This is a genomic window from Bradyrhizobium liaoningense, from assembly GCF_018130785.1.
Taxonomy (GTDB): Bacteria; Pseudomonadota; Alphaproteobacteria; order Rhizobiales; family Xanthobacteraceae; genus Bradyrhizobium; species Bradyrhizobium liaoningense_A.
Genome location: NZ_JAFCJT010000014.1, coordinates 75089 through 98597, shown reverse-complemented (window position 1 = coordinate 98597; position 23509 = coordinate 75089). Strand labels below are relative to the sequence as shown.

Sequence of the window (23509 nt, the reverse complement as noted above, 5' to 3'; positions counted from 1 at the left end):
CAGGCAGGATGCCCGCCGAACGCGGGAGAGGCGCCTAGCCGACGAGCTGAATCGACGCCATCACAGCCAGCCCCGAGACGAGCGCCAGCGTGGACGCATCGGTCAGCTCGACCTTCAGCGTGCTGCCATCGGAGACGAGAAAGTCCACGTGATCGAGACGAATGCTGCATTCGCCGGAAACCGCGTAAACCAGGTGCGTGCCGGCGGACAATGGTCGCTCGCTGGGTTCCCTGAGTGCCAGCAGCTCGATCTCCGCCGCGCCGCGCCGGGCCATCAGGTTGACGACCTCGACCGGACCCGCCTCGAGCGCGGTCACGATATCGAGCTCGCCCGCGAAGCGCACCGTCGTAAAAGGTTCACGCTCGTCGAACTCCTGCGTGGGCGACTTCAGCACCAGCCCGCGCCCGCCAACGACCATTTGCAGGCGGTCGATGCCGGGCATGTAGGAGAATGGACCGGGCGCAACGATCGGCGTCGACGCGAAGCGCCAGAGCAGGCTGTCCCAATCCTTCGCCGGGCTACCTGCACGATGCGCATCCGCGATATCGGTGAAGATGCCGCCACCGTTCTTCCAGGGCGAGCGGGTGTAGTCTTCGGATTTCAGCAGCGTGGTTTTCATGACTTGAAGCCGTCCGGGAAACGCATGTGGACCGATATCATGAGCACATCATGCGCGCGCTCGTGCGGCTTTGCCAACCCGTTTGACGAACAACGCGCCCTTACGCCTTCGCGTCGAGGTTCAGCCTGGTGCTCAACTCGTTGACCAGCGAATCCACGAACTGGTTCTGGTAGGCCGAGATGCCGTTGAAATAGACCGGGCCGCCGGCCTGCACCAGCATCGCGCCGCCGGACACCTCGGCGTCCTTGGCGCCGCCCTCGGATTTGGTGTCGAGCTGGCCCATGGCGTCGTTGAGCTGCGCGGCGGTCTTGTCGTCCATCTCGCCGTTGGCCTGAAGCGTGGCGAGCAGCGACTGATAGGCACTGCTGAGATCGGCACCCGTGCCCGTCTCGGCCGTCGCAGAGAAGCTGCCGTTGGTCTTGCCGGTGTAGCTCTTGTAGGTCAGCGTCTCCGTGGTGGTGCCGTCGGCGTTGGCGCGGTTGTCGAGCATCAGCTCGAACGCGCTGCCATAAGCGCCGGTCGTCAGCATGTTCGGATCGTTCGGATTCTTGTTCTTGCTCGCGCCTGATTTGTCGGAGCCTGCGGTCCAGTTCGGCGGGACGGTGTAGCTGACGCTCGTCACGGCTTCATTCCTGTGGTCATTGCGGAGAAACAATCAGCAATTTTTGTGCCAGCGAAAGCGCCATTGATTCCTATCGGCTTTCCCTGTCGAAGCGCGCGGACTTCGCACAACGCTGCAAAAACTGCCCGGCAGTTTGATCCCATCGCAGGATTGAGCGAGGCTTGCGCCTGAGCTCGTAGCCTACTCTCCCCTCACTCGCCCTTGCCCCCCTTGAGCTTCGGCAGCGTCTCGACGATCTTCTGCTTGCCGTCGACGATCTCGGCCAGAAAACTGGCGCGGTCGATGTCACCGTTCTGGTCCCAGCTTGCCTCCATCAGCATGCCCGGCGCCTTTTCGGGCGTCAGCGTCAGGCCCTTCATGGCGGCACCAAAGGCCTTGCTGTCGAACTTGCCGATCTTTTCGGTGACGTATTTGACGAGATAGACCGCGGTGTATCCCTTGATGCCGTTGTGGTCGGGCCGGTACTTGTAGCGCGCGCTGAACTTTGTCGTGAAATCCTCGATCGCCGGCACCGGCGCATCGGCGGACAAGCCGACATGGCCGCGCACGCCATTTGCGGCGGGGCCGGCGAGTTCGACCACCTTCTGGCTGAGCAGTGTGGTCTCGCCGAACAGCGGCGTCGTCAGGCCCTGCCGCTTCGCCTCGATCAGGAAGCGGGCGCTCTCCTCCTCGTTGGTGTAGACGAAGGCGGCATCCGCCTTGGCGCCCTTGAGCTTGATCACGTCGGAGCCGAAATCCACCTGGCCCTGCTCGGTGGAGATATCGGCCGCGACCTCGATGTTGCGCGCCTTCATCTCCTTCACAAAATTGTCGTGGCCGCCCTTTCCGAAATCGTTGTTGACCCAGAGAACCGCAACCGTCTTCACCTTGAGCTTGTCGTGCAGATAGTTGGCGATCTTCGGCATCGAGAATTGCTGGCCGAAGGCGGTGCGGAACACCCAGGGGTTACCTTGCGTGGTGATGTCGGCCGCCTCGGCGCCGACGATCTGCGGGATCTCGGCGGCCTGCGTCAGCGCCATGTTGACCTTGACCGAGCCGGAATAAATCGGTCCGAGCACCACATACGGCTCCTTGTCCAGGACCTTCTGCACCTGCGCGCGCGAGATGCCGGGATTGCTCTGGGTGTCCAGATGCTCGGTCTGGATTTTTCGGCCCAGAATGCCGCCGGCAGCATTGATCTCGTCGACCGCGAGCGCGACGCCGTCGCGCCAGTTCGTGCCCGACACCGCACCGGGGCCGGACAGCTCGATGACATCAGGGATGTAGACCGTGCTCTGCGCGCCGGCTGCACCCGTCCACAGCGATGCCGCGAACGCGATGCCGAATACCCCTGCAGGATGCCTCATGATGTCCTCCTCCCCTTTGCTTTCTTTTTTATGACTGATCCGTCATGTCGTCGAAGCCGAGCAGCCGTGCCGGCGTTCGCCAGAGCAGGCGATGCTGATCGCCGGGATCCGGAAACAGCTTTGTCAGCACCGCGAGCAGCGGCCCGTAATCGAGCCGTTCAGGCGCGCGCAGGAATGGATAGTCCGATCCCCAGACGCAGCGATCGAGCGTGAAGGCTTCGACCAGCGCAGCGATGAACGGCCAGGTGTCCTCATAAGGGTGCGGCTGCCGCGAGAATTTGTAGTAGCCGGATAGCTTGACGTGCGCGTCGCGGTCGCGGCCGATCGCGAGCAAAGCCTGGAAGGCTTTGCCCTTCAGCCCTTGCGCGACGGACGGCCGCCCGCAATGGTCGATCACCAGGCGCACGTTCGATTTCTCGACCAGCGGCAGCAGGTCGAGCAACTGATCGTGCTCGACCTGGATCTGGAGGAACAGGCCGAGGCTGATCAGCTTTTCCAACAACGGCGCCGTGCGGAGATAGTAGCCGGCGCCGTGGAACGGCACGTTGAAGGCAACGCCGATCACGCCGGCGGCTTTCAGCCGTTCCAGCTCCTTGATGTCGACGTCGTTCTCGACCACGGCGACGCCTTTGAAGCGGCCGCAGCCCTGGCTCAGGGTATCGAGCAGGATGCGGCTGTCGCTGCCGTAACCGGTGTTGGTGGCGACGACGAGCGCGTGCCTGACATCGAAGGCGTCGAAGACGCGGATGAGCTGCGCGGCGGGTGCGATCTCCTGTCCGCTCGGACGGTACGGCGCATCAGCCCCGTAGGGAAAGCGGACGGGATCGATGGCGTGGATGTGGCAATCGATCGTGGGGGACGCCGGCAGTGTCATGGCGCAAAGCTCCCGGCAGCCGTGTCAGAACGTCGCCTCGATGGCCTTGATCAGCTCGGGCGTCACGTCGGGCGTGACTCCGAACCAGGCCTTGAAGGCGAGCCGGGCCTGGTTGAGCAACAGGCCGAGCCCGTTCACGGTGGTGCAGCCGCGCGCACGGGCTTCTGCCAGGAACGGCGTCTCCAGCGGCGTGTAGATGAGATCGGCGGTGAGCGTCTCGGGCCTCAGGCGCGACAGGTCGATCTCGAGCGCGCTCTTGCCGACCATGCCGCGATCGGTGCAATTGACGAGCAGCGCGACGTCGCCGAGCGCCGCGCCGCGATCGTCCCACGCAACGGTGCTGATCGCGGAGCCGAAGTCCTTCGCCAGCGCCTGCGCCTTGTCGGGGGTGCGGTTGGCGATGCGAATCTCGCGCGCGCCGCTCTCCAGCAGCGCCACGACCACCGCGCGCGATGCGCCACCCGCACCCAGCAGCAGGATCGGCCCGGCGTCGCCGCGCCAATCCGCCCTGGCATCGCGCAGGCTCTGCACAAAGCCGTTGCCGTCATTGTTGAAGCCGGAGAGCGTGCCGTCCTCTTCGACGACGATGGTGTTGACGGCGCCGATGCGCCGGGCGGTCTCGTTGACACGGTCGAGCTTCGGCATCGCCGTCTGCTTGTGCGGCATGGTGACGTTGCAGCCGCGGAAGCCCAGCGCGACGAGACCGCGCAGCGCATCCTCCAGCCGCTCCGGCCTCACCGCGAGCGGCACATAGGTGCCGCGGATGCCGTGCGCCTTCAGCCAGAAATTATGAATGACGGGAGAGCGCGAATGCGCGACGGGGAGCCCGATCACGCCGGCCAATGCGAAGCCGTCTGCCTGCGACATGCTGCGATATCCATCCTCAACCTGGCCGCCGGCGCGCACACCCGCGCGCATGCCGGCCGCTCCTCCGCGGTCGCGGCTTCAACGCGCGACCATCTTATTTGGTCAATTGTCCAAGACTATTAGGCGGTATGGCCATCGCGCGCAATCTGAATCTCGGGATGGGAAACGGATGGAAGCTGGCGTCGGCCAAGTGAGCGGCCGCTTCCCCTTGCCCTCGCCGGCGGCAATTTAGGTCAGACATCTACCCCTTTTGGGTGCCTTGCACGACGCTTGGCATGCCGCAATAATCCATACACTTACTTAAAGGTAATCCGCTCGCACTTCGGCCAGGCAATTGCGTAACGCGCTCCTCTCAGTGGGAGAATTGCAATGCCCGTGTTGGACTTGCCGCATTGGTTGATAATTGCAGGCTCCGCGTTGGTATTGGGCGGGCTCATTGGCTTAGGCGTTAGCCGCAACAAGCAAGTTGAAAACGATCCCATTCAACTCCCAGGCGACTTGTCGGCATGGAGAGCCGAGGAATCAGAGACCTCGGGCCTTGCGGCTGCCCGGGATTCGCACGGGTAGGCATTGACGGCTCGCGCCCGTGGCCAATTCTGCGGAGCATACTCTGGAGAAAGTGATATGGCCCTGCACTTTACTCGTGTCGATACTCCGGTGAATGAGCTTGAAATCTGGATGGCATGCAGCGGCGGATTTTCGTTTGTGATCAGCAACGAAAGCCGCACCGGTCCTGGCCTTCATGGAAAGCCTGGCCTGGTTGCCTCATGGCGACCCGTCCAGGTGAACAAGTCCGCAATCAAGCTTGGCGGCTCCCCCTTCAGTACCTTCGCTGAAGCCGAGAAGGCCTGCGAGACCCTCCTGGAAACACTTGAACAGATGAACGCGTCGGAAACTCCGAAGATTGAGTCCTCGCCGCAATGAAGAGAGCCTCTGCTCGCCGGCGTCTTACATTCCGCTCAGGCCGCTATCCACCGCGAGCGTCTGTGCGGTGACGTAGACGCTTTCATCCGACAGGAAGAACAGCACGGCATAGGCGATCTCCCATGCGGTGGCCTGGCGGCCGAAGGGGACGTGGCCCTTGCCGCGGTTGGGACGGCCGGCGCCGGCTTCGCGGCCGTTAGGGGTGTCGACGAGGCCGGGATAGACGAGGTTGGCGCGGATGCCGCGGCGCGAGCCGAGATGCGCGATGTTGCGCATGAGGCCGCCGAGCGCGGCTTTCGACGAGTCATACACCGCCATCTGCGATCCCGCTTTCAGCGCGGCGATCGAGGAGATGAAGACGATGGCGCCGCCATTGTCGAATCTCGGCATCGCGGCGCGGCAGCACAGCATGGGGCCGCGGACATTGACGTCGTAGATCCTGTTCCACTCCTCGGGGCTGACGGCATCGAGCCCGGTCTTGCCGAAGGTGCCGATGTTCAGCACCATGCCGTCGAGACCGCCCATGGCGCGGTGAGCTTCGTCGATCATGCGCTGAACGTCGGCTTCCGACGTGACGTCGGCCGCGATGGCAAAGCCCTCACCGCCTTCGTCGGTGATGCGCTTGACGGTCTGTTGTGCGGAGGTCCGGTTGAGATCGGCGACCGCAACCTTCGCGCCTTCGCGTGCGCAAAGGATGCTCATGGCGCGGCCGTTGCCGATCGGGTCGGTTTCGGCATCGAACACGCGCTGCCCGCCGCCGACGATCAGGATGCGGCGCCCTTTCAGCCGTCCCCTGCCCGGGGCTTCGCCCAATGACTCCGCGCTCGGCGGACGGACGTAACGGTCCGGCTTGGTCTCGGAATCCTCAGACATGCGATCCGCCTACTTCTTGCCGCCGTCATAGACTTTCATGCCGGCCGCGGGATCGAGATCGGTTTCGGTGGCCTCGGTGAGGCGCGCCATCATCATGTAGAAGCCGAGCGCGACGATGGATTCGACGATCTCCTGGTCGCTGAAATGTTTTCGCGCAGCAGCAAAGGTTGCTTCGAGAACGCGGACATTCTCGACGACCTCGCGGCCGAATTTGAGAAGCGCGCGCTCGGCCTCACTCAACACAGCAGAGTCGTACTCGCTGCGCTCCACCGCATCAATCTGTCCTTGCGTGCAGCCGACCCCGAGCGCGATCGGCACGTGCTGGCGCCATTCATAGGCGCCACCTTCGAGCTGCGCGGCCTGCAGGATCAGCAGCTCGCGATTGACCGGGCTAAGCTTCTGCTTGTGCAGGATCGAATTGCCGAGCCGCATCGCCGGGATCATGTTGGCCTCGGCATGGGCCATCATGCGAAAGATGTTGAGCTTGACCGGCATGCGGTCGAACGAGGCGCGGATGTCGCCGCTCGTCGTCTCCGGATCAATCAGGGGCAGCCTTGCCACGCGTCTCTCCCTTGGGTTTCCGTTTCTTGTTGTCGTTTGTCCCGCCATCCGCCGCGATCAGCGACAGGAAGAAAGCGAGATAGTAGTCGATCGCCTCGATCACTTTCGGCCGCGGCGAAGGTGCCGCGCCCATCACGTAATGTTCGAGACGGATATAGATCAGGCCGGCCGCGAACAACCGCGCGGTCTCGCGTGGATCCGGCGTCGTAACCAGACCGGCGAGCGCAAACCCGCGAAAATAATCCGTCATCATGCTCTGCTCGCGCGCATAGAAATGGTCGGCGAATTTGGCGCGGATGCCGGGCACGCGGTTACGCTCGGCGGTGATGACCTTCTGGAACTGATGCTCCCGCGGATCGGACCATTGCTCGACGAGGTCCAGCGCGAACTGCCGGCAGAACGCGGCGGGCTGGCGCGCGAGCTGCCTGTAGCGCGGCTCTTCCAATCGGCTCGCCGAACTGGCGGGGCCGTGCTCGGCCACGATCGCTTCCAGGATCGCGGCCTTGCCGGAGAAATGGTTGTAGAGGCTGCTCTCGCGGATGCCGACGCGGCGCGCGAGCTCGCGCATCGAGGCGCCGCCATAGCCGCTCTGCGCGAACAGATTGAGCGCTTCGGAGAGGATGCGCTCGCGGGTCGTTGGCGCAGCCGCTTCCGCCGCGCTGGAGGTGTGGACAGCCATGTGGCTTGACTAACGAACGATCGTTCGCTAGTCAACCGTACGAACGATCGTTCGTTTCGCCAGTCTGGCGGCAACGGTCGCGGCCCGCAAGTCCGCTTCGGGCGCTGTTCTCGCGTTTCAACTCCGCTCCTTCGAGAAGCGGAGAGCAAATCTGGGGAGACGACGTCATGGCGCGCTTTGCCCGCCTTCGCCTTCGTGCGGCCTGCATCCTGTTGCCGCTGCTCGCGGCAAGCGCTGCCCAAGCCCAAACCGCGAAATACGATCCCGGCGCCGACGACAAGACCATCAGGATCGGCACCACCGCGCCGCTGAGCGGCCCGGTCTCGGCCTTCGCGCAGATCGCGAAATCGGCGGAAGCCTATTTCCGCAAGGTGAACGACGAGGGCGGCGTCAACGGGCGGCGCATCCAGATGATCATCGCGGACGATGCCTACAGCCCGCCCAAGACGGTGGAGCAGACGCGGCGTCTGGTCGAGAGCGAGGAAGTGCTGCTGATCTTCGGCGGCGTCGGCACGCCGACCAACAGCGCCGTGCACAAATATCTCAACGACCGCAAGGTACCGCAGCTCTTCCTGGGCTCGGGCGCCGCGAAGTGGGACGACCCCAAGAACTTTCCATGGACTGTCGGTTGGCAGCCGACCTATCGCGACGAGGCGATCGCCTACGCCAAATACATCAAGGCGAGCCACGCCAATGCGAAGATCGGCGTGCTCTACCAGAACGACGATCTCGGCAAGGACTATCTGAAGGCGCTGGAGGAAGGGCTCGGCAGCGGCGAGGCGATCGTCGCGCGCGCCGCTTACGAGACCTCGGCCCCGACCGTGGACACGCAGATCCTGCAACTGAAGACCGCCGGCGCTGACGTGGTGCTGGTGGCGGCGACGCCGAAATTCGCAGCGCAAGCGATCCGCAAGATCGGCGAGATCGGCTGGAAGCCTGTCACCATCATCTCCAACGTCTCCGCCTCGATCAGCGGCGTGCTGGAGCCGGCCGGCAAGGACAATTCCACCGGCGTCATCTCCAGCCAGTATCTGAAGGACGCGACCGACCCGGCCTCGAAGGACGACGCCGGCTATAAGGAATGGCTGGCGTTCATGGACAAGTACCTGCCGGACGCCAACAAGAGCGACTGGCTCAATGTCTATGGTTACACCATCGCGCAGACGCTGGTGACGGTATTGAAGGCGTCCGGAAACGACCTCACGCGCGCCAATGTGATGAAGCAGGCGACGACGCTCAAGGACGTCAAGCTGCCGATGCTGATCAACGGCACCGCGGTGAACAATTCGCCCGAGCACTATACGCCGATGACGAGCCTCCAGCTGATCCGCTTCGACGGCACGCGCTGGGTGCCGTTCGGCGATCTCCTGAAGAACTGAGCCAATGCGGCAGGTCAAAATCGGCAGCATGCGGATCGATCTCGTCAGCGAGATCCCTTCGCTTGCCTTCGACAAGACCTGGCTGTTCGCCAACGTCACCGACGCGGTGATCGCGGAGAACCGGAGCTGGCTCGATCACCGCTATATCGAGCCGAAGACGGGACGCTTCATCCTCAGCCACCACTCCTATCTCGTGCGCACGCCGCGCTGGACCGCCATCGTCGACACCTGCTGCGGCAATCACAAGCCGCGGCCGCGCGTGCCGGTGTGGGACAATCTCAACCGGCCTTATCTCGACAACATGCAGGCGCTGGGCGTTGCCCCTGAAGAGGTCGACTTCGTGATGTGCACGCACCTGCATGTCGATCACGTCGGCTGGAACACGCGCCTTCTCGACGGCCGCTGGGTACCGACCTTCCCCAACGCGCGTTACCTGATGGGACGCGAGGAGTACCGCCACTTCGAGGCCGCGCACAATGCCGCGCCGAAACGCCCGGTCAACCACGGCTCTTTCGAGGACTCCGTGCTGCCGGTCGTCGCAGCCGGCCTCGCCGAGCTGGTCGAGACCGATCATCGCGTGTTCAGCGATCGCGACGCAGGCTTACGCTTTGCGCCTGCGCCGGGCCACACCGCCGGCAATATGCAGATCCACCTCAATGGCGGCCACGATCATGCAGTGATGTCGGGCGATGTCATCCATCATCCGATCCAGTGCGCGGCGCCGTGGCTGTCGAATGCCGCCGATGTCGATCCGGCCGCGGCGGTCGCGACACGGATGGCGCTGCTCGAAGAACTCGCGGACACGCCGAGCTATCTGCTCACTGGCCATTTTCCGGCGCCGACCGCCGGGCGCGTGATCCGGCACGGCGAGGCCTACAGATTTCGTTTCGAGGATTAGGGGAAGCCATCATGAAGTTGCGCACCGTCACGCTGTCATTGCTCGCTTTGCTGTCGGCGGCGCTGCCGGCACGGGCCGAGGATCCTGCCGCCTACCCCACCCACAAGATCAAAATGCTTCTGCCCTATGCGGCCGGCGGCGGCGGCGACGTGATCGGCCGGCTGCTCGCCGACAAGATGGGCAAGACGCTAGGACAGAGCGTCTATATCGAGAACCACACGGGTGCTGCCGGCACACTCGGCACGCAGATGGTCGCGGTGTCGCCGAACGACGGCTATACCATCACCGTCGGCGGCATGACCACGCATGTGCTGGCGCCGGCGATCTATCCAAAACTGCCCTACGATTCGATCAAGGATTTTACGACGATCGGGCGTATCGGGACGTCCTCGATCATGCTGGTGGCAACCAGGGATTTTCCCGCCAATGACATCAAGAGCCTGATCGCGCTTTCCAAGAAGGGCGAGCCGATCCAGTACGGAAGCTGGGGCGTCGGCTCGACCGGACAATTCTGTGCGGAAATCCTGATGCAGCAGAGCGGCATCAAGATGGATCACGTGCCGTTCAACGGCATCGCCAAACTCGCGGGCGACCTGCTTGGCGGCCACATCTCGCTTGCAACGCTGGACATGGCAACCGCAACGCCGCTGGTGAAGGAGGGCTCTATCAAGGCGCTGGCCGCCTGCGGCGAGCGCTCGCCGAGCCTGCCTGACGTCGCAACCTACAAGGAACAGGGCGTGCCGTTCGACCGCAGCCTGTCCTGGGCGATGTATGCGCCCGCCGGCCTCGCTCCACCGATCGCACAGAAATTGTCGGCTGCGTTGAAGGACGCGCTGGGCGATGCCGAGGTGAAGGAGAAGCTTCTGGGGCTCGGCATCACCCCGCAATTCGTGCCGGGCGACGAGCAGCGCGACATCAACGCCCGCGACATCGCGGCCTGGAAGCAGGTTGCCAGGGACGCAGGCATCGAAGTGAAGTGACGATCGCGAGCGATCAGAAGGGAGCGCGGGCATGAGCCGCATTTTCGGCGCGGTGCGCCAGAACGGATACGTCGTGCGGGACATCCAAGCCGCGATGAAGCACTGGATCGAGGTGATGGGCGTCGGCCCCTGGTACTACATGGACCGCGTCAAGACCGACTGGTTCCGCCATCGCGGCCAGGACTCCGCGGTCGAGATGAGCATTGCGCTCGCCAATTCCGGCGATCTCCAGATCGAGCTGATCCAGCAGCGCAACGACGCGCCCTCGCTGTACAAGGAGTTTCTCGACGCCGGCCACGAAGGCCTCCAGCACATGTCCTACTGGAGCCACGACTACCAGGCGCTCTACGACAAGGCGATCGGGCTCGGCTACAGGATAGGCCACGAAGGCCAGATCGGCGGCGACAAGGGGCGCTTTGCCTATTTCGACACGCAGGCCCATCCGGGAACCGTCATCGAGATCTCCGACATCAGCGGCACCAAGGGGCCGTTCTTCGAGAAGGTCCGGCAGGCGGCGATGACCTGGGACGGGACGCGGCCGATCCGCGAGGTCGGCGGAGCGAAACCTTAAGATCCGACCGCCGGATGGCGACCGGAAGAGGCGCAGGTGCGGCAAGACCGCGATCCATGGTAGCATGAGCCTCGTGTCTGAACCTTCAGCGAGGCAAGCATGTCCGATACTGACAAGGTTTTCGCCGGTTCGATCCCGAAGCTCTACGACGAGTATCTCGTCCCGATGATCTTCTCCGTCTATGCAGACGACATCGCAAGGCGCGTCGCGGCTCTCTCTCCTTCGGTGCTGCTCGAGATCGCCGCGGGCACCGGTGCCGTGACGCGCGCCGTGGCGGCGGCGTTGCCGCGCGACGTCCGGTATGTCGCGACCGACCTCAACGAGCCGATGCTTGCAGTCGCCGCGCAGCGTCAGGCGGGGGATGATCGCATCACCTGGCGCCAGGCGGACGGAATGGCCCTGCCCTTTGGCGACGCCGAATTCGACGTGGTCTGCTGCCAGTTCGGCGCCATGTTCTTTCCGGACCGCGTCAAGGCATACGGGGAAGTGAAGCGCGTCCTCAAGCCGGATGGCACGTTCGTGTTCAACGTCTGGGATCGCATCGAGGACAATGTGCTGACGCATGAAGCGACGATCGCGCTCGGCAAGATGTTTCCCGACGATCCGCCCCGCTTCATGATCCGCACGCCGCATGGCTATCACGACAAGGCCGCCATCAGAACCGATCTCGAACGTGCGGGCTTCCGCGACATATCGATCGAAACACGATCTGAAATCAGCCACGCCCCGTCATCCGAGTATGTCGCGATCGCACTCTGCCAGGGCACGCCGCTGCGCAGCGAGATCGAGGCCAGGGATGCCAGCAAGCTCCAGGCTGCAACTGACCTCGTTGCCGAGGCGCTTCGAACGCGCCACGGGTCCGGAGCGGTCGAAGGCAAGATCCAGGCGATCGTGATCGAGGCGCGGTAGTTGCAGGAGCTGCTAGGCCAGCGTCGCGAGCAGATTGGCAGCAAGCTTGAGATCCGCCGATTCAAAGCCCTCGGAGAATCGACCGTATACGTCTCGAAGCAGCCGTTTCGCGCTATCGCATCGTTCGGTATCGGCCATCAGCGCCGCCAGATCCGTTGCCGCGCGCAGTTCCCAGGAACGCGCGCCCTGCGCGCGCGCCAGGTCGACTGATTGCTGGAAGCACGCTTCCGCCTCGTCTCGGCTCGCCGCCGGCGTCGCACTGAGCAGCTTGCCCTTCACGCGGAGCAATTCCGGCATCTGGAACAGCTCACCACTCCCGTTCACCCGATCGATCGCCGCGTTGACGAGAGGGAGCCCATCCCCGGCTTGCCCGAGCGTGAGCAAGCCCAGCGCGAGCTCCATGTTGAACTCGGTGGTGAGCAGTTCGTGGCGCGCCGCGTGAATCGGCTTGAGGCCGGCCCGCAGATCGTCGACGCCTCGCCTCACATCTCCTCGCCGGATTGTCAGTTCGGCCTTGCGGCAACGCCCGATCGCCATCAGCGGTCCCATGGCGTTTGCCTCAGCCAGCGAATAAGAGCGATCGACGTAGTGCTGCGCGGCGTCGAGATCGCCGCGCCAGAGGAAGACGGTTCCCGCGCCGGCCAGCACCAGAGCCAGCGCAGCCGAATGCCCCATAGCTTCCGAGGCCTTGACCGCCTCTCTCGCGCGATCCGCTGCCTGATCCGGATAGCCGTGCAGCCAGAGCGTTCGCGCCAGCGCGACGATCGACCGGTAGTGCGGATCGTAGCCCAACAAGACGGATCCCTGCTGAGCGTGCGACAGGATACCCATCAAGGACTCGAGCTCGCGGCGCGAGCCAGCGAGATCGCCTGAAAACTGCAAGGCCATGCCAAGGGCGGAATGAGCCAGCGTTCTGATCGCAAGATCGCCGGATCTTTCGGCGAGCCCGTGGCACCGCTGGGCGTAGTCGAGCAAGATCTTGAAATGCCCGCTGCGGCCGTGGAAGATGTACTGCATGTTGAGCAGTCCGGCCTCGTAGGCCGTATCGCCCCGCGCCTCGGCAATCGCGAGGCTCCTGTTCAGGGCGTCATTGACGGCGTCGCTCTCCCCGTACATCTGCGACGAGGAGACCCCAAGGCCGGCCTGGAGCCGCATCTCGTCGGAACTTCCGACGGTGGCTGCGTCGAGCGCGATCAGTGCACGCTGGGACCAGCGATGACACTCCGCAAGCAGGGACATCGCCAGGAAGACGTCAACGGCCGCCGCGGCGAGTTGAATGCCGAGCCTGATCTCTCCGCGCTCTCCAAAACACCATTCGAGCGCCGCACGCACGTTGCTCATGCTGGCGAAGTGCAACGCTCGTTCCGCTCCGCTCGCGAAGGTCGACCAGTCGCGGCCCCGCTGTTCCAGCCAATTGCGGTAGTAGGTCGCATGCCGGACTGCGAGGTCATGGGCTTCGTCCTCAGCGATTTGAATGTCCCGCGCGTAGGCGCGCGTGGTATCCAGGAGACGGTAGCTCATCACGGTTCCGACCGGACGCGTCGCGACCATCGATTTCGCGATGAGACTGTCGATCGCGCCGAGAATATCCCTCTCGCTGACATCGCGTCCGCAGACGGAGATCACGGCATCAAGCGTGAAGTGCCCGACGAAGGCGGCAAGCCGGCGGAGAACTATTCGCTCCAGATCGGAGAGAAGGCCAAAACTCCAGTCCAGCGTCGCATGCAGCGTTCTCTGGCGGGGCGGCGCGCTCCTCGGTCCAAGCCAGGACAGCCCAAGCCTCTGGTCCAGCAGCGAGGCTGTCCCATGTACGCCATAGCTCTCGACACGGCGGGCAGCGAGCTCGATGGCAAGCGCCACGCCGTCAAGCTTGCGGCACATGTTGGCAACGATGGGCGCCTCGTCGTCGCTGAACTGCAGCTGGGCGCCGCTCGCGCGGGCTCGCTCGACGAATAGCTGGATGGCCGGAAATGCCCTGGCAATTTCTGCCGTCAAGTCCGTACCCTCGGGCGGACAGGCCAAGGTCTCGAGACGGTAGACATTCTCTCCATCGGCCTGAAGCGCTTCGCGGCTCGTCGCGAGAATATGGACGTTTGGCGCAGTCGCGAACACCGACGATGCGAACGCGGCGACAGGTTCGACCAGATGTTCGCAGGTATCTAGGATCAGCAATATCCGCTTGGCTCGGAGATAGGCGACGATGCTGGGCGTCGCGTCGCTGGATTGCACCGACAATCCGAGAAGGGAGGCGACGACCGTGCCGACCAGTGCCGGATCGCTGACCATGCTGAAATCGACAAAGAGGACCGCTCCATCGAAACTCTGCATCAACCGGTGTCCGACGGCGATCGCGAGCGTCGTCTTGCCCACGCCGCCGGCCCCTACGATGGTCACAAAGCGTGTCGCCTTCAGTCGCGCGGGGATTTCCTCGATCTCGACCTCGCGGTCGATCATCGGAAGGCGCACCGGCAGATTGGCTTGCTGAAAGGACGGCGCGGCGGTTGCTTGGGGCTCTTGATCGACCGAACGGGCAACCTGGGCAACGAAAGTGTAGCCGCGCCCGGAGGAGGTCACGATGTAGCGGCTGACTTCGCCGCCCTTACTGAGCGCCTTGCGTAGGTTGGTCATGTGAAAGCGCAAGGCACCTTCTTCGACAGCCAGGCCAGGCCAGACCTGACGCAGCAACTCGGCTTTGCTGATCAATTCGTTGGGCCGCGATAGCAGCGCGACCAGGAGGTCGTAGGCCCGCCCCCTCAACTCCACGTGCTCGCTGTTCCGGGTCAGCACCCGTTCGGTCAGATTCAGACGGAACGAACCGAACGAAATGATCTCCGTGTTCTGCGCTGTTGGCATCTATGGGCGTGTTCTCGGCGTCGCGCGCTGCAATCGGGTGATCGCGGAAAGGCGGTGGAGACCGGCATGGTACTGATCGTGATATCCGATCTCCGGGGCAAAGAGTAGGGCTACGACACCACGTCCCGACATGGCGGCCCGCCGTTTTGCGCAGCAATGGCGCCTGCATTTTCGGCTTGGGCGACAATGCCTTGTGAATTCTCCGGCATTCTGTGCGGGACCCGTTTGGCCTGGAAGGACGAGCGGGCGGCATCGACGCTGAAACCGCCGGTCATAACAATATCTCGCAGCCTCTAACACGCAGCCTTCCGACCGCCGGAAAGGCGCCGCCGGCTAGTTTGGCGCAGGCTGCTCGCGGCTCCGTGAGGGGCTAACGATCCATAACAATCCATAACGAGCAAATTCCGATCGTCTGCACCAAGCTAGCTGCAGGACGAGCGGCCAATCGACCCGTTCGACAGATCTGCGAATGCGCCGCGCAGGTCGGAACACGGAGCCGTGAAGTCTTGAGCCCGTCAACGGCGCGCAACGCAACGAGGAGATTGAGACATGACCAGCAACCAGATCGTCGATTCCAGCTTCACCGCCATCATCAATGCCCCGAAGGACAAGATCAACATTCCCGAATGGTGCTTCAACCTGTCCGAACGTGAATATCAGGGTTGCTCGCCGGCGCACATCGCCGCCGGCTTCACGACTGCGCCGGACGGCAAGCGGATGTCCATCAACGTCGAGACCATCGGCGGCAGCCTGATGGTACAGCACTACGTCGAGACGCTCGGCGAGAAGGACCATCTGATCCTCGATTCGACCTCCGACGTCTTCACACCCACCGGACGGACGACCATTCACGTCACCTGGGAATTGAGCGTCAAGGAAATCGAACCCGGCAAGTGCGAGTTCACCAACCGCGTCCGGTCGCACGCGACCGACGAGTTCATGGCCTTCATCGACAAGCAGGGCATCCCGTTCGACCTGTTCCGCGCGCAGCGCCAGCCTGCTTCGATCGCCCACAATCAGAGCGAAACACCCCTGTTCGCCGCCAGCATCGAACGCGCTGCGCTGGCGAACGCCTGACAATCCGTCTGCATCGTCGCAATGGAGAGTTCCATGACACCTTCTTCCTACGACAGGAGCATCAGCGCCCTCCTCGTGGTCGATCCCTACAACGACTTCATTTCGGAGGGCGGCAAGATCTGGCCACGGATCAAGGCCGTGGCCGAAGCGAACAATTGCGTTCCGCACATGCAGCAGGTTCTGCATGCCGCACGCGATGCGAAGCTTCGGGTCTTCTACGCCATGCATCACCGCTACCGCCCCGGCGACTACGAATCCTGGAAGTACGTCGCGCCGGTCCAGCGGAGGGCGTGGAAGGCCAAGAGCTTCGAGTTTGGCACCTGGGGTGGCGAATTCCGCGCCGAGTTCGTGCCTGAGCCCGGCGAAATCGTCGCCGGCGAACATTGGTGCTCCAGCGGCTTCGCCAACACCGACCTGGATCTGCAGCTCAAACGGCACGGCATCCAGCGCCTCATCGTCATCGGACTGATCGCGCACACCTGCATCGAAGCGACCGTCCGTTTCGCCGCCGAGCTCGGCTACGACGTCACGGTCATCAAGGACGCCGTCGCCGACTACTCCGACGAGATGATGCATGCCGCACTCGAGATCAACATGCCGAACTACGCCAGCGCCATCGTGACCACGAAGGAGATCGTCGAGGCGTTGGCGTCGGATCCGTCCGCAGTGGTCGCTGCGTAGTCGGGCCAACCGATACGAAGGATCCGGACGGGCAACCACGCCACACAGCCTGGCCGGATCCGGCGAGGCAAGAGCAGCTCAGAACCAAATCTGGAGGCTCGATCATGAGACGCCGCGATTTTCTTGGAATTTTCGCCGGATTTGCCTTGTGGCCCTCCTTTGCGAAGGAGGAGCACAGCAAGCCTGTCATCGGCTTCCTGAGCAGCCGGACGCCGGAGGATTCGGCCCGCATCGTCGCTGCCTTTCGCAAGGGGCTCACCGAGGCCGGCTACGTCGAAGGCCAGGACGCGACGATCGCCTACCGCTGGGCCGAAGGCGACTATGAAAGGCTTCCGGCGCTGGCGGCCGAGATCGTCAGGCTTAAACCATCCGTGCTGATCGCCGCCGGGGGCGAGCCCTCCGCGCTCGCGGCCAAGGCCGCATCGGCCGAGATCCCGACTGTCTTCTCCGTCGGTGGCGATCCCGTGAAGATCGGCCTCGTCAGAAGCATGAACCGGCCCGGCGGCAACATGACGGGCGTGAGCCTGCTGGCCACGGAGCTGGAGGCCAAGCGGCTCGGAATCCTGCACGAGCTATTGCCTCGCGCAAAAGTGCTCGGCGTTCTCATTGACCGCGAATTTCAGGAGTCCGGAACGCAAATCCTCGAGATCACGCGGGCCGCGGAGGACATCGAGCAGCCCGTCGAGATCGTGTACGCGAGCAACGACGACGATCTCGCGATTGTCTTCGAGCGACTGAAGACCGTGGGCGCCGAAGGCCTGCTCGTTTGCGCGTCCCCGTTTTTCGACACGCGCGGAAAGCACATCGTGGCTTTCGAGGCACAGGAACGGCTTCCGGCGATCCACCAATTCCGCGAATACGCCGTTCAGGGCGCCTTGATGAGCTACGGCGTCTCCCCGCCCGACGGCTACCGGCAAATCGGACTTTACGCCGGCCAGATTCTCAAAGGCATCTCGCCGTCCGACCTGCCTGTCGTCCAACCGACGACGTTCGAATTCGTCATCAACGCAAAGGCCGCCGGCGTGGCGGGGCTCGATATTCCGGCAAGCCTGCTCGCACGCGCCGACGAGGTGATTCAGTGAAATCGACAAACAAGGAGACTCCTATGAGCCCACAGATCATCATCGACAAGCCGTCCTCCGGACTGTGGATTGCGACCTTCAGCAATCCGCCGATCAATCTGATCGACCCCGACACGATCGGCGAGCTCCAGGACCTGCTCACGGCGCTGGAGAGCGATGCGGACGTCAAGGTCGTGGTGTTTCGAAGCACGGACCCGGACTTCTTCCTGGCGCATTGGGACGTGCTCGCCGACAAGGCGAAAGTGGCAGCGATGCCGCCCGGCCCGACCGGCATGCATCCATGGATCGACGTGCTCGTGCGACTGGCGCGCGCACCGGTCGCCTCCATCGCTGAAATCCGCGGCCGCGCGCGGGGTGCGGGAAGCGAATTTGTCCTTGCCTGCGACATGCGCTTCGCCAGCATCGAACGGGGCATTCTCGGACAGTTCGAGGTTGGGCTCGGCTCGGTCCCCGGCGGAAATCCCATGGCGCGGCTCGCCGGCCTGATGGGGCGCGGGCGCGGCCTCGAGGTGATCCTGGGCGCGGAAGATTTTTCGGCCGAACTCGCCGAGCGTTACGGTTACGTCAACCGCGCGCTGCCCGACGCGGAGATCGAGGCGTTCGTCGAGGCCTTCGCTCGCCGGATGGCCTCATTCGAGAAGCATGCGCTGGTTGGCGCCAAGGCGCTCATGAATGACGTGACACTGCCGGCGGACAGCGTCTTCCCGCCGGCGCTAAAGGCCTTCTTCACCTCGGCTACTCATCCGGCGACGCGAGCGCGGGCCGCGTCCCTGCTGGAACGCGGATTGCAGCGGCGTTCTGACATCGAGTTGCGGCTTGGTGCGGCGGTGGCAGATCTCGGATGAGATCATCCGGATGCTGCGTGCCGCGTCCTACCAGAAACCCCGCTGCATTGGCTGGGCCGGCTGATAATACTGATACTGGCCGCGCCGGCGCGGATTGACGGGCTGCGGGTTCGGCTGCTGCTGGAAGAAGAAGCCGAAGCCGTTGCCGCCATTGCCCCAGCTGTCGTCGCTTGCCATTTCCATCGGCGGCGGCGCGGTCGGCTTGCGGGTGATGAAGCCGCCCTGCGGATGATTGCTCAGAACTGCCACGAACTCGGTGCGGTAGTTGGTTTCGGCACTCAGCGGCTCGTCCGAGATGATGATCGACGAACGCGGCAATGCCGTCGGCCCGATGCGATCCCACACGTCTCGCGGGATGGTGATGCGGTCGAGCGCGTCCTTGGCGTCGTCGCCGTTGTCGATCGTGACCACGCTCCAGCGCAGGCCAGTATCGTTCTTCGCCATCGCGGTGAAGATATGCGTGCCGAGCGGCTGGTCGGGATTGCGGATCGTGACCGGAACCTCGATGCTGGTATCGAACACTTCGCCGCCGCCATCCGGCGCCGGCTTGTGCGTGTTCCGCCGCACGTAGAGCTTCTGCGTCGCGCGGCTGATGTAAACGGACACCGGCTCGAGCGCGAGCTTGGCGTCGGTCGCAGCCGTCACGGCGTCGGCCTTCCTGGTTGCCGCGACCTTTGCGGCCTCCTTGGTGGCGAGAACGGCGTCGCGCTTCGGCTGTGCGGCGGCCTTGGCGGCATCGAGCGCCGACGCAGCGTCGGCGGCCTTGGTCGTAACCTTCTGCTTCAGCTCCTCGGCCTTGGCGCGGGCCTGATCGGTCTTGGCGGCGGCGAGCTGTTTGTCGGCAAAAGCGAGTTCGGCGTCGGCCTTGGCCTTCTGCTGTTCCAGCTTGCGCAGCGACGCGGGAAGCGACGCGGCCTCCTTCGCGGCCGCGGTCGCAGCCTTCTTGGCCTCGGCGGCAGCCTGGATCGCCTCCTCGGCTTCAGCGGAGAGCTTGTCGGCCCGGCTCGGCACGGCTGCAATGGCCTCGCGCTTCGGCACGAACAGCGAGGGATGCGTGAAATCGATCGGGGCCGCGTCGTTCGGCGAGATGATCACGCGCATCCCGATGTTGGTCTTGTCGAACAGGCCCTCGGCGAAGTTGAAGGGCATGCGCACGCAGCCGTGCGAGGCGGCATAGCCGGGCAGCGGCCCGCCGTGGAGCGCGATGCCGTTCCAGGTGATGCGCTGCATGTTGGGCATCCAGGCATCGTCATACATGGTCGAGCGGTGGTCCTTGTCCTTCTCGACGATGGCAAAGACGCCGGCCGGCGTCTCGCGTCCCGTGGTGCCAGTCGAGACCGGCGCACGCAGGATCCAGCCGTCGGAATCGTAGAAGGTGACCTGCTGGCTCTTGATCGACACGATCGCCATGATCGGTTCGCCGGCCTCGCGCGGCGCCACCGCCTCGACCGGCTGGCGGGCCTGCTTGGCCGCCTCGGCGCTGCCGGTCAGTGCCGTCAGGGCGGCGACCGTCGCGAGCGCAGCAAGTCCGGGAGGCCGCCAACGCCGCATCTCGGTGGTGGATTGCGCCGTCGTCATCAGGTCTTTCATGCCATTCCCCGGTCCGGTACCAATCCGCGCCTTACGTCACGTCAGATTGCGATCTTAGGATTAAGAATTCGCAGCCACCTTGCGTTCCGTATCCGGCAATATTCGGACCGGTTCGGCGGCAAATCTCTCATATACGAGGGCTCGCGCAGGCGGAAGGTGGCCTGGGGTCGGGGCTGGACCGGGGCTGGTCACGAATCGCTGCGGCGCAATGTCCGGCTAATGGCTGCGGCGCCCGATCAGCCGTGTCATTGCAACCCCGAACAGGCCGAACAGCGCAAACACCATGAGCGGCAGAGCAAGCGCGGCAGCCTGCCCAACCGGTTCGTGCTCCACGACCAGCAGGACCGCGAACACGGTAAGGCTCTGGAGGACGCAGATGAGGGCGGCGGCAAGACCCAGCCTGCGCAGAACGAAAGCAAAGTCGGTGGCGGTCATGACCGTATCCGGGGCGAAGATGAACAGACCTACGCTAGATCCGCCCGAGACAGCAGGATGTGACGGTCATCACAGAGACGCGTGACGGTTCCTGAACACCGGCCGGCCTAGGACGCAACACCAACCGCCTTGCTGTCGACCGCGGCCTGGATTTCCGCATCACTCAAGCCCGCCTCCCGCAACACCTCGCGCGAGTGCTCGCCGAGGCGCGGCGCCATACGATGGATGCCGGCCGGGCTTTCCGAGAATTTCGTCGCGGGCCGCGCCTGCCGGATCCGGCCTTCCGAGGGATGATCGATGTCCGCAAACAGTGCGACGGCCGCGAGATGCGGCTGCTCGCCGATCTCGGTGAGTCGGGCGAAGGCCGTGTGCGGCACATCCAGCCGGAGCAATAGCTCCTCCCACTCCGCCGTGGTGCGGGTCGGCCCGATCTCGCTCATGCGGTCGTAGACCTTGTCGATGTTCTGGGAACGCAGCACGGGATCGCGCACCCCAAGCTCCTCGATCAGCTCGGGGCGGCCGACAGCCTCGAAGAAGGCGCACCAATTGTCTCCGGAGTAAGGCAGCATCGTCAGCCAGCCGTCCTTGGTCTGCACCGGGCGCCGGTTTTTCATCCGCTTGTAGCCGGTCGGGCCGATCGGCGGATCGAACGCGTGCCCGCCCAGCATCTCGATACTGTTGAAGCCCGCGATGGTTTCCAGCATCGGCACTTCGACCATCTGGCCCTGCCCGGTGCGCTCGCGCCGGAACAAGGCCGCGGACACCGCGCCGACCATTGCGAGCGCGCAGATCTTGTCGCCGACGAGGCTCGGGATGAATTCGGGCTCCTCGTCTGATCCGATCGACGACGCCAAACCCGAAGCCGCCTGGATGATCTCGTCGAATGCGGGGCGCGCCGCCCACGGGCCGTCCTGGCCGAAGCCGGTCGCCGCGGCATAGATCAGCCGCGGGTTGAGTTTTGCGCAGGCCTCGTAACCGAAGCCGAGCCGCGCCATCGCGGCCGGCCGTACATTGGTGACGAGCGCATCGACCGTCGGGATCAGCCTGGCCAGGGCCGCCTTGCCGTCCGGATGCTTCAGGTCGAGTGCGAGGCTGCGCTTGTTGCGGTTGACCGCCATGAACTGTCCGCTCATGCCGCGGTTGCGGAACACGCCGGTGTAGCGCCAAGTGTCGCCCGCGGGCGGCTCGACCTTGATGACGTCGGCCCCCCAGTCGCCGAGCATCTGCGCGGCATAGGGGCCGAACAGCACGCTCGTCAGATCGAGAACGCGGATACCGCTGAGGGGGCCGGTCGGTGTCATCATCTGTTCACTGTGGCTGGAGGAAGCGATCAATGTGGACACGACACGCGGGCAAGGCTGGTGCCCTGCCCGCCCGTCACGATGCGTCGATCCTATTCGCCGATCACGTCGCCGAACAGCTCCCAGGACTTGCCGTTGAAGCGCGCCATCTGCAACTGCCGGATCGGCGTGACCTGCTCGGCCGACGTGTTGAGCTTGATGCCCGGCAGCAGCATCGGCAATTCGATGTCCTTGAACGACTGCGTCTGCTTCATCAAATTCGCCCGCGTCAGATCATTGCCGGCGCGTTGCAGCACCAGCTCCATCATCTGCGCCATGGTGTAGCCGGTGACATTGAAGATGTCGGCGGGGTCGGCACCGGCATTGTAGGTCTTCATCCATTCGCGCCAGGCCCTCATGCCGGCGTCATTCTCCCAGCACGGATCGCCGGGGTCCTTCTGGAAGGCCCCGGTGACGATGCCGACGGCATTGTCGAGCCCGGCCGGCGCCAGCACGGAGCCGACGGAATTGGAGACCGCCGGAAGGATGATCTGCGGCTTCCAGCCCAGCTCAGCGATTTTCTTGATCGCTTGCGCCGCGAATTTCGGCGTGCACTCGTTGAAGACAACGTCGGCGCCGGCGGCCTTGAACTTCACGATCTGGGAGTCGACGGTCGGGTCCGTCGTCTCGTAGACGGCCTCCGACACGATCTGGTTGACGTGCTCGCCCAACCCTTCCTTGAAGCCTGCGAGATAGTCGCGACCGGGATCCTCGTTCGGCGTGATGACCGCGATCCTAGCATTCGGCTTGTTCGCGAGGATCCACTTGGCGTAGATGCGCCCTTCGGTCCGGTAGGTCGGCTGCGAGCCGGTGGTCCAGGGGAAATGCTGCGGATCGTTCCAGCGGCTGGCGCCGCTCGACGGGAACAGTTGCGGGATCTTCTTGGCATTGAGATATTTCTGCGCCGCGATGTTCGGGCCGGTGCCGAGCATCGAGAACATCGCGAAGACCTCGTCGCTCTCGGCGAGGCGCCGCACCTGTTCCACCGTTTTCGCCGGCGAATAAGCATCGTCCATGCTGAGCAGCTCGACCTTGCGGCCGTTGATGCCGCCCTTGTCGTTGAGCATCTTGAAATAGGCGATCTCGGCGCGGCCGATCGCGGAATAGGCCGAGGCCGGTCCCGAGTAGGGCATGGTCTGGCCGAGCTTGATCGACGTGTCGGTCGCGCCGGTGTCGTAATTTCCGGCCGTAGCGACCGAAGCGGCGCTCAGTGCGGCAAGCAGAGCGACAGCTCCACGGACCAGTTGTTTTCCCGGCATGCTCGGCATCTCCTCCAGGCAAGACACATCGACGCGCGAGCTCACAGGCTGCCGCCGGCGCCCTCCACTTTCTTCTTGGTTGTCATCGGCCGCATCGATCGCGATGCCGGCGAGCGCGACGATACCTTGATTATGAAGCGTGAGATGTAGCGAAGAATTCAGATGCGTATGCGCAGCTTGCAGCCGTTCTATTTTGGGCGTGCGTCACACCACAATGTGAGCGTCAGACCTCGAGCCATGCGTCA

The 23509-nt window shown here is 64.0% G+C and carries 23 protein-coding genes; 10 read left to right on the top strand and 13 right to left on the bottom strand.

Features of this window, described 5'->3' with window-relative positions; all coding sequences use genetic code 11:
- Positions 1 to 34 precede the first annotated feature (34 nt).
- From JQ627_RS25115 to JQ627_RS25095, 5 genes are all read right to left on the bottom strand, one after another.
- Entirely contained in the window at positions 35 to 619 is a 585-nt protein-coding gene (locus JQ627_RS25115) for a HutD family protein (RefSeq protein WP_212486777.1), read from the bottom strand.
- A gap of 100 nt (positions 620 to 719) precedes the next feature.
- Positions 720 to 1241, bottom strand: a complete 522-nt coding sequence (locus tag JQ627_RS25110) for a hypothetical protein (RefSeq protein WP_212486776.1) — start codon at positions 1239 to 1241, stop codon at positions 720 to 722.
- Positions 1242 to 1432: 191 nt separating this feature from the next.
- Positions 1433 to 2587, bottom strand: a complete 1155-nt coding sequence (locus tag JQ627_RS25105; RefSeq protein WP_212486775.1) for an ABC transporter substrate-binding protein — start codon at positions 2585 to 2587, stop codon at positions 1433 to 1435.
- A 28-nt stretch (positions 2588 to 2615) separates the two neighbouring features.
- Entirely contained in the window at positions 2616 to 3461 is an 846-nt protein-coding gene (locus JQ627_RS25100) for an amidohydrolase (RefSeq protein WP_212486774.1), read from the bottom strand.
- A gap of 24 nt (positions 3462 to 3485) precedes the next feature.
- Positions 3486 to 4328 (bottom strand): shikimate dehydrogenase, encoded by an 843-nt coding sequence (locus tag JQ627_RS25095; protein WP_212486838.1) that lies wholly within the window; start codon positions 4326 to 4328, stop codon positions 3486 to 3488.
- A gap of 624 nt (positions 4329 to 4952) precedes the next feature.
- Between JQ627_RS25095 and JQ627_RS25090 the strand changes: the two genes are divergently transcribed.
- On the top strand, positions 4953 to 5252 hold the full coding sequence (locus tag JQ627_RS25090; RefSeq protein WP_212486773.1) for a hypothetical protein: 300 nt from the start codon (positions 4953 to 4955) through the stop codon (positions 5250 to 5252).
- Positions 5253 to 5276: 24 nt separating this feature from the next.
- Here JQ627_RS25090 and JQ627_RS25085 read toward each other — a convergent pair whose 3' ends face one another.
- Genes JQ627_RS25085 through JQ627_RS25075 form a run of 3 tightly spaced genes read right to left on the bottom strand, consistent with a single transcriptional unit; the run spans position 5277 to position 7365 of the window.
- Positions 5277 to 6125, bottom strand: coding sequence for an SDR family NAD(P)-dependent oxidoreductase (locus JQ627_RS25085; protein ID WP_212486772.1), 849 nt, complete (start codon positions 6123 to 6125; stop codon positions 5277 to 5279).
- A gap of 9 nt (positions 6126 to 6134) precedes the next feature.
- The gene (locus tag JQ627_RS25080) at positions 6135 to 6686 is read right to left on the bottom strand and encodes a carboxymuconolactone decarboxylase family protein (RefSeq protein ID WP_212486771.1); all 552 of its coding nucleotides are present in this window, start codon (positions 6684 to 6686) and stop codon (positions 6135 to 6137) included.
- The gene (locus tag JQ627_RS25075; protein WP_212486770.1) at positions 6664 to 7365 is read right to left on the bottom strand and encodes a TetR/AcrR family transcriptional regulator; all 702 of its coding nucleotides are present in this window, start codon (positions 7363 to 7365) and stop codon (positions 6664 to 6666) included. Before JQ627_RS25075 ends, JQ627_RS25080 begins: the two co-directional genes overlap by 23 nt.
- Positions 7366 to 7532: 167 nt before the next feature.
- Here JQ627_RS25075 and JQ627_RS25070 point away from each other — a divergent pair, with 167 nt between their 5' ends.
- From JQ627_RS25070 to JQ627_RS25050, 5 genes are all read left to right on the top strand, one after another.
- The gene (locus JQ627_RS25070) at positions 7533 to 8744 is read left to right on the top strand and encodes an ABC transporter substrate-binding protein (protein ID WP_212486769.1); all 1212 of its coding nucleotides are present in this window, start codon (positions 7533 to 7535) and stop codon (positions 8742 to 8744) included.
- Between the two features lie 4 nt (positions 8745 to 8748).
- Positions 8749 to 9642 (top strand): MBL fold metallo-hydrolase, encoded by an 894-nt coding sequence (locus JQ627_RS25065; RefSeq protein WP_212486768.1) that lies wholly within the window; start codon positions 8749 to 8751, stop codon positions 9640 to 9642.
- Between the two features lie 11 nt (positions 9643 to 9653).
- Positions 9654 to 10622: a tripartite tricarboxylate transporter substrate binding protein gene (locus tag JQ627_RS25060; protein ID WP_212486767.1), complete on the top strand. Its 969-nt coding sequence runs from the start codon at positions 9654 to 9656 to the stop codon at positions 10620 to 10622.
- A gap of 31 nt (positions 10623 to 10653) precedes the next feature.
- Entirely contained in the window at positions 10654 to 11193 is a 540-nt protein-coding gene (locus tag JQ627_RS25055) for a VOC family protein (protein ID WP_212486766.1), read from the top strand.
- A gap of 99 nt (positions 11194 to 11292) precedes the next feature.
- Entirely contained in the window at positions 11293 to 12102 is an 810-nt protein-coding gene (locus JQ627_RS25050; protein ID WP_212486765.1) for a class I SAM-dependent methyltransferase, read from the top strand.
- A 12-nt stretch (positions 12103 to 12114) separates the two neighbouring features.
- On the opposite strand, the gene JQ627_RS25045 is transcribed toward JQ627_RS25050, so the two are convergent.
- Positions 12115 to 14955, bottom strand: a complete 2841-nt coding sequence (locus JQ627_RS25045) for a winged helix-turn-helix domain-containing protein (protein WP_212486764.1) — start codon at positions 14953 to 14955, stop codon at positions 12115 to 12117.
- 549 nt (positions 14956 to 15504) lie between these two features.
- Between JQ627_RS25045 and JQ627_RS25040 the strand changes: the two genes are divergently transcribed.
- From JQ627_RS25040 to JQ627_RS25025, 4 genes are all read left to right on the top strand, one after another.
- The gene (locus tag JQ627_RS25040) at positions 15505 to 16032 is read left to right on the top strand and encodes a hypothetical protein (RefSeq protein ID WP_212486763.1); all 528 of its coding nucleotides are present in this window, start codon (positions 15505 to 15507) and stop codon (positions 16030 to 16032) included.
- 33 nt (positions 16033 to 16065) lie between these two features.
- Entirely contained in the window at positions 16066 to 16713 is a 648-nt protein-coding gene (locus JQ627_RS25035; protein WP_212486762.1) for an isochorismatase family cysteine hydrolase, read from the top strand.
- Positions 16714 to 16817: 104 nt separating this feature from the next.
- Positions 16818 to 17795, top strand: coding sequence for an ABC transporter substrate-binding protein (locus JQ627_RS25030; protein WP_212486761.1), 978 nt, complete (start codon positions 16818 to 16820; stop codon positions 17793 to 17795).
- 23 nt (positions 17796 to 17818) lie between these two features.
- Positions 17819 to 18640 carry an enoyl-CoA hydratase/isomerase family protein gene (locus tag JQ627_RS25025; RefSeq protein ID WP_212486760.1) on the top strand — a complete coding sequence of 274 codons (822 nt, stop codon included), beginning with the start codon at positions 17819 to 17821 and terminating at the stop codon, positions 18638 to 18640.
- 27 nt (positions 18641 to 18667) lie between these two features.
- Here the strand turns inward: JQ627_RS25025 and JQ627_RS25020 are convergent, their stop codons facing one another.
- The 4 genes from JQ627_RS25020 to JQ627_RS25005 form a co-directional block, all read right to left on the bottom strand.
- The gene (locus JQ627_RS25020; RefSeq protein WP_212486759.1) at positions 18668 to 20230 is read right to left on the bottom strand and encodes a L,D-transpeptidase; all 1563 of its coding nucleotides are present in this window, start codon (positions 20228 to 20230) and stop codon (positions 18668 to 18670) included.
- A 216-nt stretch (positions 20231 to 20446) separates the two neighbouring features.
- Entirely contained in the window at positions 20447 to 20665 is a 219-nt protein-coding gene (locus tag JQ627_RS25015) for a hypothetical protein (RefSeq protein ID WP_212486758.1), read from the bottom strand.
- A 107-nt stretch (positions 20666 to 20772) separates the two neighbouring features.
- Positions 20773 to 21969: a CaiB/BaiF CoA-transferase family protein gene (locus JQ627_RS25010; protein WP_212486757.1), complete on the bottom strand. Its 1197-nt coding sequence runs from the start codon at positions 21967 to 21969 to the stop codon at positions 20773 to 20775.
- 89 nt (positions 21970 to 22058) lie between these two features.
- Positions 22059 to 23273, bottom strand: coding sequence for an ABC transporter substrate-binding protein (locus tag JQ627_RS25005; RefSeq protein ID WP_409363816.1), 1215 nt, complete (start codon positions 23271 to 23273; stop codon positions 22059 to 22061).
- Between the last annotated feature and the right edge of the window lie 236 nt (positions 23274 to 23509).